Source organism: Streptomyces virginiae (assembly GCF_041432505.1).
Taxonomy (GTDB): Bacteria; Actinomycetota; Actinomycetes; order Streptomycetales; family Streptomycetaceae; genus Streptomyces; species Streptomyces virginiae_A.
In genome coordinates this window covers 2,178,221-2,191,847 of the sequence record NZ_CP107871.1, presented here as the reverse complement: position 1 = coordinate 2,191,847, position 13,627 = coordinate 2,178,221, and the positions used below count along the sequence as shown (strand labels likewise).

Sequence of the window (13,627 nt, the reverse complement as noted above, 5' to 3'; positions counted from 1 at the left end):
AGGAACGAGGAAGGGAAGGTCAGCGCCATGGCGGCACGGACCACGGAACCCGCAGGCACGCACGAGGCCCCGGTACCGCAGCGGCTGCTGGCCGTCGCCACCCGGCTCTTCGCCGAGCGCGGCTACGACCGCACCTCGGTCCAGGAGATCGTCGAGGCGGCCGGTGTCACGAAGGGCGCGCTCTACCACTACTTCGGGTCCAAGGACGACCTGCTGCACGAGGTGTACGCGCGGATGCTGCGCCTCCAGCAGCAGCGCCTGGACGCGGTGGCCGATTCCGACGCGCCCGTCGAGGAACGGCTGCGTGCCGCGGCCGCCGACGTGGTCGTCACGACCATCGAGAACCTCGACGACGCGATGATCTTCTTCCGGTCGATGCACCAGCTCAGCCCGGAGAAGTCCAAGCAGGTACGGGCGGAGCGCCGGCGCTACCACGAGCGCTTCCGGGCGCTGGTCGAGGAGGGCCAACGGACGGGCGTGTTCTCCGACGCCACCCCCGCCGACCTGGTGGTGGACTACCACTTCGGTTCCGTCCACCACCTGTCCACCTGGTACCGCGCGGACGGCCCGCTCACGCCGCAGCAGGTCGCCGACCATCTCGCCGATCTCCTGCTGCGCGCCCTGCGCCCCTAAAGGTTGTTGCGGAAGCCTCTGTTCGGGGCATTCCTCCTGTATGGGTGGGGTGTTGTGCGCTGAGTCGGTGTGGGTGGAGACGTTCACGGGCTTGCGGATGGACCGGTTCGTCAAGCTGGTGAAGGTGGTGCGGGAGCGGGGCGGGAACGGTCCCGGTGGTGGTCGGCCGTGGTGCCTGCCGCTGGCGGACCGGGTCCTGCTGGTGGCGGTGTACTACCGCACGAACCTCACGATGCGGCAGCTCGCCCCGCTGTTCGGGGTCTCCCCGGCCACGGTCTGCAGGGTGATCCAGCGGCTCGGGCCGTTGCTGGCCCTGGAGCCGGCCCCGCGGCCGGTCGCCGATGCGGACCGGTTGTGGATCGTGGACGGCACCCTCATCCCGGTCCGCGACCGGCAGGTCGCCGCCTCCTCCCGCAACTACCGGTTCTCGGCGAACGTGCAGGTCATCATCGACGCCGACACCCGCCTGGTCGTCGCCTCGGCGCGGCCCGCGCCCGGGAACAAGGCCGACGCCCACGTCTGGCGCGAGTCCGGTCTACCCGCGAAGGCGGCGGGCACCACAGTGATCGCGGACGGCGCCTACCTGGGCACCGGGCTGATCGTCCCGCACCGCAAACGTGCTGGACGTCCCCTCCTGCGCGGTCAGGAGGAGGACAACGCCGAACACCGACGGGTCCGTGCCCGCGTCGAGCACACCTTCGCCCGCATGAAGAACTGGAAGATCCTCCGCGACTGCCGCCAGAAAGGAGACGGCCTCCACCACGCCGTCCAGGCCGTCGCCACCATGCACAACCTCGCCATGACACGGTGAACCAGGCAGGTCCACTCACACGCAGACCTGCCCGCACCCAACCTTCTGCAACAACCTTTAAAGGTTGTTGCGGAAGCCTCTGTTCGGGGCATTCCTCCTGTATGGGTGGGGTGTTGTGCGCTGAGTCGGTGTGGGTGGAGACGTTCACGGGCTTGCGGATGGACCGGTTCGTCAAGCTGGTGAAGGTGGTGCGGGAGCGGGGCGGGAACGGTCCCGGTGGTGGTCGGCCGTGGTGCCTGCCGCTGGCGGACCGGGTCCTGCTGGTGGCGGTGTACTACCGCACGAACCTCACGATGCGGCAGCTCGCCCCGCTGTTCGGGGTCTCCCCGGCCACGGTCTGCAGGGTGATCCAGCGGCTCGGGCCGTTGCTGGCCCTGGAGCCGGCCCCGCGGCCGGTCGCCGATGCGGACCGGTTGTGGATCGTGGACGGCACCCTCATCCCGGTCCGCGACCGGCAGGTCGCCGCCTCCTCCCGCAACTACCGGTTCTCGGCGAACGTGCAGGTCATCATCGACGCCGACACCCGCCTGGTCGTCGCCTCGGCGCGGCCCGCGCCCGGGAACAAGGCCGACGCCCACGTCTGGCGCGAGTCCGGTCTACCCGCGAAGGCGGCGGGCACCACAGTGATCGCGGACGGCGCCTACCTGGGCACCGGGCTGATCGTCCCGCACCGCAAACGTGCTGGACGTCCCCTCCTGCGCGGTCAGGAGGAGGACAACGCCGAACACCGACGGGTCCGTGCCCGCGTCGAGCACACCTTCGCCCGCATGAAGAACTGGAAGATCCTCCGCGACTGCCGCCAGAAAGGAGACGGCCTCCACCACGCCGTCCAGGCCGTCGCCACCATGCACAACCTCGCCATGACACGGTGAACCAGGCAGGTCCACTCACACGCAGACCTGCCCGCACCCAACCTTCTGCAACAACCTTTAGGGCATGTCCGCAAAGTCTCGCCTGCCCCGCGGCGCCCGGCACCGCACCTCGCCGCGTTGTCGGGGCGCCCGAGTACGTCCAGTACACGGGCGCCCCTCCGCCTTGCGAGGCACGGCACCGGACGCCGCGGGGCCCGCCCTTCGGGCGGCCGGCGCTACTTTGCGGACACGCCCTAAAGGTTGTTGCAGAAGGTTGGGTGCGGGCAGGTCTGCGTGTGAGTGGACCTGCCTGGTTCACCGTGTCATGGCGAGGTTGTGCATGGTGGCGACGGCCTGGACGGCGTGGTGGAGGCCGTCTCCTTTCTGGCGGCAGTCGCGGAGGATCTTCCAGTTCTTCATGCGGGCGAAGGTGTGCTCGACGCGGGCGCGGACCCGTCGGTGTTCGGCGTTGTCCTCCTCCTGACCGCGCAGGAGGGGACGTCCAGCACGTTTGCGGTGCGGGACGATCAGCCCGGTGCCCAGGTAGGCGCCGTCCGCGATCACTGTGGTGCCCGCCGCCTTCGCGGGTAGACCGGACTCGCGCCAGACGTGGGCGTCGGCCTTGTTCCCGGGCGCGGGCCGCGCCGAGGCGACGACCAGGCGGGTGTCGGCGTCGATGATGACCTGCACGTTCGCCGAGAACCGGTAGTTGCGGGAGGAGGCGGCGACCTGCCGGTCGCGGACCGGGATGAGGGTGCCGTCCACGATCCACAACCGGTCCGCATCGGCGACCGGCCGCGGGGCCGGCTCCAGGGCCAGCAACGGCCCGAGCCGCTGGATCACCCTGCAGACCGTGGCCGGGGAGACCCCGAACAGCGGGGCGAGCTGCCGCATCGTGAGGTTCGTGCGGTAGTACACCGCCACCAGCAGGACCCGGTCCGCCAGCGGCAGGCACCACGGCCGACCACCACCGGGACCGTTCCCGCCCCGCTCCCGCACCACCTTCACCAGCTTGACGAACCGGTCCATCCGCAAGCCCGTGAACGTCTCCACCCACACCGACTCAGCGCACAACACCCCACCCATACAGGAGGAATGCCCAGACCTGAGGCTTCCGCAACAACCTTTAGAGGTTCCCCGGCCCTGGTACGTGATCTCCTGCGGACCCGGAGAGAAGTCCGGCCACGCGACGAGGAGGTGGTCCCCGGATCGAGGACCACCTCCCAGGCGAGCGGTTCGAACCACCCGCGCACCGTGCCCGGGGGTCCGCCCGCCGGCGGACCCCCGGGCACGTCGACTACTCCGCCAGCTTCAGCAGCTTGTTGGCCGTGCCCGCGGACGGGTTGGTGACCGCACCGGACGTGGCCGCCCCCGTCAGCGCCGCGGCCGTCTGGGCCGGAGTCGCGGACGGGTGCCCCGCCAGGTAGACCGCCGCCGCGCCGGCCGCGTGCGGGGCCGCCATGGACGTGCCGGAGATGGTCTTCGTGCCGGTGTCGCTGTCGTTCCAGGTGGACGTGATGTCCGAGCCCGGCGCGTACAGGTCCACCACGGAGCCGAAGTTCGAGAACGAGGACTGCTCGTCGTCGATGGTGCTCGACGCCACCGTGATCGCCTCGGTGACCCGGGACGGCGAGCCCTGACCGGCGTCGGCCGACTCGTTGCCCGCCGCCACGGTGAAGGTGACGCCCGAGGCGACGGCCCGGCGCACCGCCTCGTCGAGGGCCTCGTCGGCGCCGCCGCCCAGGCTCATGTTGGCCACCGAAGCGCCCTTGTGGTTCTGGGTGACCCAGTCGATGCCCGCGACCACCTGCTCGGTGCTGCCGGAGCCGTTGTCGTCCAGCACCCGCACCGCGACGATCTTCGCCTTCTTGGCGACGCCGTGCGAGGTGCCCGCGATGGTGCCGGCCACGTGCGTGCCGTGGCCGTTGCCGTCGTCGGCGCTGTCGTCGTTGTCCACCGCGTCGAAGCCCGACGTCGCACGCCCGCCGAAGTCCTTGTGGGTGGTGCGCACGCCGGTGTCGATGACGTACGCCGTCACGCCCTCGCCGCCACCGTCGGGGTACGTGTACTTCTTGTCGCCCGCCTGAGCGGTCTGGTCGATCCGGTCCAACCCCCAGGAGGGCGGGTTGGTCTGGGTGGCGTTGATGGTGAACTTCTTGTTCTGCACGACCTTGCCGACGGCCGGGTCGGCGGCGAGCCGCTTCGCCTCCGTCTCGCTCATGCCCGCGGCCGAGAAGCCGTTGACCCCGGAGCTGTAGGAGCGCTTCAGCTCGCCCCCGTACTTGCGGGCGAGCTGTTCCTTGTTCGCGGATGCGTCGAGTATGACGACGTAGCTTCCGCTGATCGCGCCGGGCGCGCCGAGGCCGTAGACCGTGCCTTCGGCCGGTGTCGCCGCTCCCGCGAGGGGGGTGGCGAGCAGGGCCACGGCGGCCGCCGTGGCCGCTCCGGTACCGATTGCCGCGTACCGGAAACCGCGCGAGCGCTTGTGAGTTGCCATCTGGAGGGTTCTCCTCGTGTTGACGTTGGGGGCGTCAGACCTTCTGGAGAACCCTCTTCCGATTGACAGGCGCAAATCAAGAACGCTTTGGGGTTCTGGGGTTGTTCAACAAGGTTTCTTAAAGGGTCCCCCGCATCGCCTTCACCTCGCACACAGGTTCACGGGAACTCCCGCACGATTTCCACACGTTCACGGGCGAGCGGTCGCGTACCCCTTCAACTCCCGCCGCGCCAACGACCGCTGGTGCACCTCGTCCGGTCCGTCGGCCAGTCGCAAGGTCCTTGCCGCCGCCCACAGTTCGGCCAACGGGAAGTCCTGGCTCACCCCGCCCGCGCCGTGCAACTGCACCGCGTCGTCCAGGATCCGCACCACCGCCCGAGGGGTCGCGATCTTGATGGCCTGGATCTCGGTGTGCGCGCCCCGGTTGCCGACGGTGTCCATCAGCCAGGCCGTCTTCAGCACCAGCAGCCGCAACTGCTCCACCGTCACCCGGGCGTCGGCGATCCAGTTCTGTACGACGCCCTGGGCGGCCAGCGGCTTGCCGAAGGCGGTACGTTCCACCGCGCGCCGGCACATCAGCTCGATGGCCCGCTCCGCCATGCCGATCAGCCGCATGCAGTGGTGGATGCGGCCCGGGCCGAGCCGGGCCTGGGCGATGGCGAAGCCGGCGCCCTCCTCGCCGATCAGGTTCGCCGCCGGGACCCGGGCACCGTCGAAGACCACCTCGGCGTGGCCGCCGTGGTCGTGGTCCTCGTACCCGTACACCGTCATCGCCCGGCGCACCTCGACCCCGGGGGTGTCGCGCGGCACCAGGATCATCGACTGCTGACGGCGCGGATCGGCGCCCTCCGGGTCGGTCTTGCCCATCACGATGAAGACCTTGCAGTCCGGGTTCATCGCCCCGGAGATGAACCACTTGCGGCCGGTGACCACGTACTCGTCGCCGCCCGCCGAGCGCTCGATCCGCGTCTCGATGTTCGTGGCGTCCGAGGAGGCCACCTCGGGCTCGGTCATCGCGAAGGCGGATCGGATCTCCCCGGCCAGCAGCGGTTCCAACCACTGCTTCCGCTGCTCCTCGTTCCCGAACTGGGCGAGCAGCTCCATGTTCCCGGTGTCCGGGGCCGCGCAGTTGGTGGCCATCGGCGCCAGGTGCGGGCTGCGGCCGGTGATCTCGGCGAGCGGCGCGTACTGGAGGTTCGTGAGCCCCGCGCCGTGCTCGGCGCTGGGGAGGAAGAGGTTCCACAGGCCCTGGCGGCGCGCCTCGGCCTTCAGTTCACCGAAGACGGCGGGGGTGTCCCAGGGCGAGGCCAGCCGTGCGCGCTGCTCGGCGGCGACGGGCTCCGCCGGGTAGACGTACTCCTCCATGAACGCGAGCAGCCGCTCGCGGAGTTCCTCGGTCCGGGCGTCGAATGCGAAATCCATGGGTGCGTGCCTCAGCCTTCCTGGCGGTCCTGGCGGTCCTGGAGAGTGGTCAGTCCGTGCTCGATGAAGACGGGGACCAGCTCGCCGATCCGGTCGAAGCCCTCCCCGACGGTCTGCCCCAGCGTGTAGCGGTAGTGGATGCCCTCGAGGATCACGGCGAGCTTGAACCAGGCGAAGGCCGTGTACCAGGCGATGGCCCCGGTGTCCCGGCCCGAGCGGGCGGCGTACCGCTCGACGAGCTCGGCCGGCGTCGGGTGGCCCGGCGCCCCGCTCGTCGTGCTGACCGGCGACCCGGTCCGGCCCAGGTCCGAGCTGTACATCACCAGCAGCCCGAGGTCGGTCAGTGGATCCCCGAGCGTGGACATCTCCCAGTCCAGCACCGCCCGGACGGTGTCGATGCCGGTCGGGGATCCGCCGATCAGGACGTTGTCGAGCCGGAAGTCCCCGTGCACCACGGTCGGGGCGGGGGAGACGGGGAGCGAGCGGCCGAGCGCGGCGTGCAGCTCGTCGATGCCCGCGAGCTCACGCCCCCGGGAGGCGTCGAGCTGCTTGCCCCAACGGCGCAGCTGCCGGTCCAGGAAGCCCTCGGGCCAGCCGAAGTCACCCAGCCCCACTGCCTCCGGGTCCACCGCGTGGAGGTCCACCAGGGTGTCCACCAGGCCCAGCACCGCCCGCCGGGTCCGCTCCGGGCCGAGCGCGGCGAGCTGCTCGGCCGTCCGGTACGGCACCCCGTCCACGAACTCCATGACGTAGAACGGCGCCCCGAGCACGGTCTCGTCCTCGCACAGGAGCAACGGCTCGGGCACCGGAACGGCCGTGCCGTGCAGTGCCTCGATGACCCGGTGCTCGCGCCGCATGTCGTGCGCGGTGGCCAGTACGTGGCCCAGCGGCGGCCGGCGGACCACCCAGCGGGCGGTCCCGTCCGTGATCTCGTAGGTCAGATTGGACCGGCCGCCCTCGATGAGCCGGCCGCGCAGCGGGCCGGTCACGAGCCCGGGCCGGGCCCGGTCGAGATGACCGCGCAGCCGCTCCAGATCCAGGCCGCGTGGGTCGGCCGGGGCTGAGGTCATGGTGCGCACCTCCGTGCGAGTCGACGAGGGGTGGAGCGACGACGCGTCGAGCGCCGTCGCGAGCCATCATGCCGACCAGTCGGTATGTCGTCCAGAGTGCGGGCGGAAAGAAACTCTCCGCCCGGCTGGATCCGCCGGTGTCAGGCGTGACAGAGGATCGGTGTTCCGCCGTTCATCACGGTCATGTCCGTCAGGACCGCCAGGATGTCCAGTGGTGCGCCCTCCGGCCGGCCGGCCAGTTCCGCGTAGGCCCGGTGCACGTTCGCCACCAGTCGCTCGCTCTCCCGCCAGGCGCCGAACTCGCCGAGATCGGCCTGCCGGGCCACCTCCAGCGGGGACAGCCCCTTCGCCCGCCCCTCCCGGGCGAGCTCGTCCACGTACCGCAGGTAGCGCTCGGTGGCGTCGTAGGCGGAGGGGTCGGTCAGGGGTCCGTGGCCCGGTACGACGGTCTCCGCGTCCAGCGACCGCAGCAGCTCCAGCGCCCGCAGCGAGCCGGCGAGGGAGCCCATCGCGAGGAACGGCGTTCCCCCGGCGAAGATCAGGTCGCCGGTGAACACCACCCGCTGCTCGGGCAGCCACACGACCGAGTCCCCGGTGGTGTGCGCGACGCCGGGGTGGATCACCCGCACCTGCGTATCGCCGACGTGCACGGTCGCCCGGTCGCTGTAGGTGAGGTCCGGCGGGACGATGTCGATCGCGCCGAAGTCCGTGGCCGGCCAGATCAGCTCCAGCTGGTGCCCGGCCGCGAGCTGTTCGGACCGTGCGTGGTCGTGCCCGAGGATCAGCGCTTCGGGGGTGAAGACGCCGTTGCCGTACGTGTGGTCGCCGTGGTGGTGGGTGTTGACCACGGTGCGGGGGAGTGGCACCCCGGCCGCCACGATCGCGGCACGCAGGGCGAGGGCGCGCCGCTCGGTGGCGGCGGTGTCGACGAGCAGGGTCCGACCCCCGTCGGTCACGAATCCGGCGTTGTTGAGGCACCAGCCGCCGTCCGGCTGGACGTAGGCGTACACCCCCGGCGCGGGCTGGACGAGGTACGGCTCTTCGACGGACATCTGCGCTCTCCCCGGGTCGCTGTGACGAACGGTCGGCATCCTGCCGGCCGTCGCCGCCCCGGGGGAGGGCGGGTCCGGTCAGTGGTCGTCGTAGTGTCCGTCGTGCTTCGCGTGCCGGTGCCCGTCGTGCAGGTAGTCCACGTGATCGCCGTGCCGGACGGTCTCGTGTCCGCAGTCCGCGCCGTGCGCGTGGGTGTGACCGTCGTGCGTGGTGTGCCCGCCGGGCTCGCATTCGTCCCAGTGCCCCGAGTGCTCCCGGTGCAGATGGCCGTCGTGGGCGTAGTCGACGTGGTCGCCGTGCGGGACCGCCTGGTGCCCGCAGTCCGCGCCGTGCGTGTGCTGGTGGGTGGGGTGTTCGTGGTGCAGGGTCGTCATGGCGCAGAGGTTAGTGCGCATTGTCGGATATCGCCCGTTGTGTCGCAGTGGCGCGGTGAAGCGCGATCATCACACCGGTCGACGGCTCAGAGGATCACCGTCACCGCGAAGGCCGCCAACGCCACCGTGCACGCCACCACCGCGAGGGCCGCCCGCGGCGCGAGCTGCCGTGGCCGGTCGGCCGCCAGGGCCCGGATCCGCCGGTGGGCCACCCCCAGGAACGCCAGCCAGATCAGCGCGATGGCAGCCGCCCCGGCCAGTTCCAGCGGCGCGCCCGAACCGCGCAACGCCTGCCGTAGCGCCAGCACCGCCACCACCGAGGAGGCCAGCGTCGTACGCCGCCACGCGAGCCGGGTCCGCTCGGGCTGCAGCCCCGCGTCGCGGTCCGTGCCCGAGGTGCTCATGGCCCGGACGTCCAGCCCAGCAGCACGACCACCACCATCGCCACCGCCACCAGCCCCACGCCCAGGCTCAGCAGCACCGGGAAGCGCGACAGCGGCAGGTCCTCGCCCCGCCGCATCGCCCGCTCGCACCGCACCCAGTGGTTCACCGCCCGCAGCGCGCAGGCCGCACCCACCGCGAGCAGCGTGAGGGCCATCCCGACCCGCACCCCCCAGCGCAGGTCCGGCAGGAACTGGTCGACGGCGAAACCGCCGCCCACCAGGGCCAGCGAGGTCCGGATCCAGGCGAGGAAGGTCCGTTCGTTGGCCAGCGAGAAGCGGTAGTCCGGGGTCTCGCCCTCGTCCTTCAGCCGCGAGGGTGCGAACCAGAGGCGCACGTCCTTGACGAAGTCGATCACCCGACAAATCTACAAGCGGGATTCCCGATGCGCGCGCAGCCGCCGGTACGCCTCCAGGCCGTCCGGCACCCAGGCCCACGCCCCGTCGTCCACCCGCCGGTCCAGCTCCTCCTGAGTGAGGTACGTGTGCCAGTCGACCTCCGAGGCCTGCGGGGCCACGGGCAGCTCGCACCGCACCTCGTACACGTACGACCACCAGGCCCCGCCCGGACCCTCGTACAGGAACTTGAACAGCGGCGTCGGCCGCTCCAGACCCCGCACCCCCAGCTCCTCCTCGGCCTCGCGCAGCGCGGCCTGTTCGTAGCTCTCGCCGGTGCCCAGCACCCCGCCCACGAACATGTCGTAGTGCGAGGGGAAGACCAGCTTCGAGGCGGTCCGCCGGTGGACGAAGATCCGCCCCTCCGCGTCCCTGGCCTGCACGAACGCACAGCGGTGCAGCAGCCCCCGGGCATATACCTCGCCCCGCGGGGCCTGCCCCACGACCCGGTCCTCCCGGTCCACCACGTCCAGTACTTCCTCAGCGGCACTCATGCAGGTCATCCAACCACCGCTGTTGACTGGTTACCGCTCCGTAGCCAAGGATCTGCCCCACCACCGACGGAGGACGGGTAACCGCATGACGTACGACGCAGACGTGATCGTGATCGGAGCCGGGCTCGCGGGTCTCGTGGCCACCGCCGAGCTCGTCGACGCGGGCCGCAAGGTCATCCTGCTCGACCAGGAGCCGGAGCAGTCCATCGGCGGCCAGGCGCACTGGTCCTTCGGCGGGCTGTTCTTCGTGGACTCGCCCGAGCAGCGCCGGATGCGGATCAAGGACAGTCACGCCCTCGCCCTCCAGGACTGGCGGGGCACCGCCGGGTTCGACCGCGAGGAGGACGCCTGGCCGCGCCGCTGGGCCGAGGCCTACGTCGACTTCGCGGCCGGCGAGAAGCGCTCCTGGCTGCACGCCCAGGGCGTCCGCTTCTTCCCGGTCGTCGGCTGGGCCGAGCGCGGCGGATACGACGCCAACGGCCACGGGAACTCCGTCCCCCGCTTCCACATCACCTGGGGCACCGGCCCCGGCCTGGTGGAGCCCTTCGAACGCCGGGTCCGGGCCGGTGCGGCCCGCGGCCTGGTCCGGTTCGCGTTCCGCCACCGGGTCACCGGGCTCTCGGCCACGGCCGGCGCGGTGGACACCGTGACGGGCGAGATCCTGGAACCCTCCGACGCCGTACGGGGCTCCGCCAGCAGCCGCGAGGCCACCGGGACGTTCTCGCTGCGGGCCCAAGCCGTGATCGTCACCAGCGGCGGGATCGGCGGCAACCACGACCTCGTCCGCGCACAGTGGCCCGCCCGGCTCGGCACCCCGCCGCAGCGGCTGCTCTCCGGGGTCCCGGCGCACGTCGACGGCCTGATGCTCGGCATCGCGGAGCGGGCGGGCGCCAGCCACATCAACAAGGACCGGATGTGGCACTACACCGAGGGCATCCAGAACTGGGACCCGATCTGGGCCAAGCACGGCATCCGCATCCTGCCCGGCCCCTCCCCGCTGTGGCTGGACGCGACGGGCAAGCGGCTGCCCGTGCCGCTCTTCCCCGGCTTCGACACCCTCGGCACCCTCGACCACATCATGAAGACCGACCACGACCACACCTGGTTCGTGCTCAACGAACGCATCATCGGCAAGGAGTTCGCCCTCTCCGGCTCCGAGCAGAACCCGGACCTCACGGGGAAGTCGGTCCGCGACGTGTTCACCCGCGCCCGCCAGGCCGTACCGGCCCCGGTCCGGGCCTTCATGGACAACGGGGCCGACTTCGTCGTCGAGCGGGACCTGTCCGCCTTGGTCCGCGGGATGAACGCGGTCACGAAGGAGGACCTCCTCGACGAGGCCACCGTCCGCGGCGAGATCGTGGCCCGCGACCGGGAGATCGCCAACCCCTTCACCAAGGACCTCCAGGTCACCGCCATCCACGGCGCCCGCAGGTACCTCGGCGACAAGCTGATCCGTACGGCCGCCCCGCACCGGATCCTGGACCCCAAGGCCGGGCCGCTGATCGCGGTACGGCTGTCGATCCTGACCCGCAAGTCCCTGGGCGGCCTGGAGACCGACCTCTCCTCGCGCGTCCTGACCGCTTCCGGCGAACCGCTCCCGGGCGTCTACGCGGCCGGCGAGGCGGCCGGATTCGGCGGCGGCGGGGTGCACGGCTACCGGGCCCTGGAGGGCACCTTCCTCGGCGGGTGCATCTTCTCGGGCCGGGCGGCGGGCCGCGCCGCGGCGCAGGCGGTCGGCTGAGTCCGGCTCCGGCCCGGGCCCCCGCCGAAGCCGCGCCGGGGGCGTCAGACGAGCCGCTCGGTGACCCGGAACCGTTCCGCGATGACGAGGGTGTCGTCATCGACCGTGAACCCCGGGTCGCCGATCACCGTACGCACCGGTTCGCTGTGCCAGAACTCCTCGTGTGCCGTACGCCATTCGGCCACCGACGTGTACCCCTCGCCCTCGTCGAGCGCGTGCCCCAGTTCCACGTCGGCGAGTCTCAGCACCTCCACGGCCGTGACCTCCACCACTGCCACCCCGCGCTCGGCGGAGTCGACGAGCAGGGACCGCGCGCCGGGCTCCGGCAGCGGCTCCCGCTCGGCCTCGTACTCCGCGAGCAGGCCGGTGGTGCTGGTCTTCGCCCCGCTCAGCACGGCCGCGACCAGCTGGTCGCGCAGGGGTCCGGGGAACCCCAGCAGGTACGGCGGAAGATCGTCATATGCAGTCATAGGGCCACCCTATGGCGCCACCCGTGGCCTGCCGGAACGAATATCGACCACCCAACTGGCACGACCTTCAGAGCAGTTGAAACCCGCCACGCAGTGGACTGGACCTTGACTCGGAGCTGCGCGTACCGCTTTGCTGTGCGTGATCACCAGAGTGCTCAACGGAGTTCCGACCGGATTCCGCACGTACGTCGCAGATCCGAACCGGCTCCACCACCGTTCCTCGTCGTTCCACCGCGATTCTCCGGAGCCCCCACGGGGCTCCACCGGCACGATCTCCGGATCTCGCGGCCCGACCGCGCGCGTGCGCCCTGCGCGCGGGGGAGGCCGCCGCCGACCCGATCCCCGTCCACCCCGCGTCCTGGAGGGAAATCCGCGGATGTCCCCGCCTCCGCCGCCCCTCGGCCGTGCCCGCAAGCGGGACGCCCAGCTCTTCGACCCGGCCCTGTGCGATGCCGAACTCGTCGACGTACGCTCCCAGTTCACCCAGGGCCGCTGGGCTCGGGCCCGTGCCCTCCTCGTCGGCACCGGCGACGACTGGGACCGCCGCGGCCACCGCGTCGTCGTCCTCGCGCAGACCCCGGCGGCCACCGCCTGGGCCCGCGAGTGGCTGCTCGCCGAACCGGACAGCGCCGACGCCGCCACGCTCCTCGCCTGCGCCGCCGTCTTCGCCGCCCTGCGTCAGAAGGGCAGCCCGGCCGCGGCCGAGGAGGCCTGCCGCCGGGCCGCCGCCCTGTTCCCGGCGGACCCGACCCCGTGGCTCGGGCTGCTCCTCCTCTCCCGCGCCTTCGGCGGTGACGAGGAGTTCAGCCGTCACTTCGACCAGGTCCGGGCCCGCCACCGCGAACACCACCACGCCCACCACCTGATGGTCGCCAAACTGGCCGAGCGCGCCCTCGGCTCCGGCCAGGACCCGCTCCACGAGGTCTACGACTTCGCGTCCTGGGCCGCCGAGGAGTCCCCGGCCGACTCCCCGCTCGCCGTGCTCCCCGTCGTCGCGCACGCCGAGCGGTACCGGGTGCTGGCCGCCACGCACGGACACTCGCCCGAGTCGGCCGCCGCCCACTGGGCGGGCCGCCGCGCCCGCCAGGTGCTGCGCGCCGCCTTCGACTGGTGGCTGGAGTGGGAGCGCGACGACCACCCCCGCAACCGCGTCGACCTCAACTTCCTCGCCCACGCCAAACTCTGCGAGGGTCGCCCCGCCGAGGCCGCCGCCCTGTTCCACCGGATCGGCAGCCATGCCACCCGCGCCCCCTGGTCCTATCCGGACCGGGACCCGCAGAAGGCCTTCCTCGCCGCCCGCGGCGTCGCCCTCGGCACCGCCTGACCGCGCCGCCCGAGAACGCCCCACGGACGCCCCCCCCGAGTACCCATCCCC

Annotated in this window: 15 protein-coding genes; 5 read left to right on the top strand and 10 right to left on the bottom strand. The window is 71.7% G+C overall.

The genetic code is table 11. The annotated features are described in order from the left end of the window. The first annotated feature begins 27 nt into the window (after nt 1-27). The 3 genes from OG624_RS10300 (at nt 28) to OG624_RS10290 (ending at nt 2,316) form a co-directional block, all read left to right on the top strand. On the top strand, nt 28-633 hold the full coding sequence (locus OG624_RS10300) for a TetR/AcrR family transcriptional regulator (RefSeq protein ID WP_033223888.1): 606 nt from the start codon (nt 28-30) through the stop codon (nt 631-633). Between the two features lie 40 nt (nt 634-673). After that, nucleotides 674-1,444, top strand: a complete 771-nt coding sequence (locus OG624_RS10295; RefSeq protein ID WP_266446460.1) for a transposase family protein — start codon at nt 674-676, stop codon at nt 1,442-1,444. Nucleotides 1,445-1,545: 101 nt separating this feature from the next. After that, entirely contained in the window at nt 1,546-2,316 is a 771-nt protein-coding gene (locus OG624_RS10290) for a transposase family protein (protein WP_266446460.1), read from the top strand. A gap of 294 nt (nt 2,317-2,610) precedes the next feature. On the opposite strand, the gene OG624_RS10285 is transcribed toward OG624_RS10290, so the two are convergent. The 9 genes from OG624_RS10285 to OG624_RS10245 form a co-directional block, all read right to left on the bottom strand. Continuing rightward, nucleotides 2,611-3,381, bottom strand: coding sequence for a transposase family protein (locus OG624_RS10285; RefSeq protein WP_266446460.1), 771 nt, complete (start codon nt 3,379-3,381; stop codon nt 2,611-2,613). A gap of 211 nt (nt 3,382-3,592) precedes the next feature. Beyond that, nucleotides 3,593-4,792 carry a S8 family peptidase gene (locus OG624_RS10280; RefSeq protein ID WP_033223889.1) on the bottom strand — a complete coding sequence of 400 codons (1,200 nt, stop codon included), beginning with the start codon at nt 4,790-4,792 and terminating at the stop codon, nt 3,593-3,595. A gap of 189 nt (nt 4,793-4,981) precedes the next feature. Further along, nucleotides 4,982-6,214 (bottom strand): acyl-CoA dehydrogenase family protein, encoded by a 1,233-nt coding sequence (locus tag OG624_RS10275; RefSeq protein WP_266440695.1) that lies wholly within the window; start codon nt 6,212-6,214, stop codon nt 4,982-4,984. A gap of 11 nt (nt 6,215-6,225) precedes the next feature. Beyond that, the gene (locus OG624_RS10270) at nt 6,226-7,284 is read right to left on the bottom strand and encodes a phosphotransferase family protein (protein ID WP_371639339.1); all 1,059 of its coding nucleotides are present in this window, start codon (nt 7,282-7,284) and stop codon (nt 6,226-6,228) included. A 140-nt stretch (nt 7,285-7,424) separates the two neighbouring features. Beyond that, nucleotides 7,425-8,336 (bottom strand): MBL fold metallo-hydrolase, encoded by a 912-nt coding sequence (locus OG624_RS10265; protein WP_033223892.1) that lies wholly within the window; start codon nt 8,334-8,336, stop codon nt 7,425-7,427. Between the two features lie 78 nt (nt 8,337-8,414). Continuing rightward, on the bottom strand, nt 8,415-8,711 hold the full coding sequence (locus tag OG624_RS10260; RefSeq protein WP_033223893.1) for a hypothetical protein: 297 nt from the start codon (nt 8,709-8,711) through the stop codon (nt 8,415-8,417). 86 nt (nt 8,712-8,797) lie between these two features. Continuing rightward, the gene (locus OG624_RS10255) at nt 8,798-9,115 is read right to left on the bottom strand and encodes a DUF202 domain-containing protein (RefSeq protein WP_033223894.1); all 318 of its coding nucleotides are present in this window, start codon (nt 9,113-9,115) and stop codon (nt 8,798-8,800) included. Further along, nucleotides 9,112-9,510, bottom strand: coding sequence for a YidH family protein (locus OG624_RS10250; protein ID WP_371639338.1), 399 nt, complete (start codon nt 9,508-9,510; stop codon nt 9,112-9,114). Before OG624_RS10250 ends, OG624_RS10255 begins: the two co-directional genes overlap by 4 nt. A gap of 9 nt (nt 9,511-9,519) precedes the next feature. Next, nucleotides 9,520-10,041: an NUDIX hydrolase gene (locus OG624_RS10245; RefSeq protein WP_033223896.1), complete on the bottom strand. Its 522-nt coding sequence runs from the start codon at nt 10,039-10,041 to the stop codon at nt 9,520-9,522. Nucleotides 10,042-10,126: 85 nt separating this feature from the next. On the opposite strand from OG624_RS10245, the gene OG624_RS10240 reads away from it, so the two are divergent. Next, nucleotides 10,127-11,782: an FAD-binding dehydrogenase gene (locus tag OG624_RS10240; protein WP_371639337.1), complete on the top strand. Its 1,656-nt coding sequence runs from the start codon at nt 10,127-10,129 to the stop codon at nt 11,780-11,782. Nucleotides 11,783-11,826: 44 nt separating this feature from the next. Here OG624_RS10240 and OG624_RS10235 read toward each other — a convergent pair whose 3' ends face one another. Continuing rightward, nucleotides 11,827-12,252: an ASCH domain-containing protein gene (locus tag OG624_RS10235; protein WP_161293059.1), complete on the bottom strand. Its 426-nt coding sequence runs from the start codon at nt 12,250-12,252 to the stop codon at nt 11,827-11,829. Between the two features lie 376 nt (nt 12,253-12,628). Between OG624_RS10235 and OG624_RS10230 the strand changes: the two genes are divergently transcribed. Further along, the gene (locus tag OG624_RS10230; protein ID WP_033223899.1) at nt 12,629-13,576 is read left to right on the top strand and encodes a hypothetical protein; all 948 of its coding nucleotides are present in this window, start codon (nt 12,629-12,631) and stop codon (nt 13,574-13,576) included. Nucleotides 13,577-13,627 lie beyond the last annotated feature (51 nt).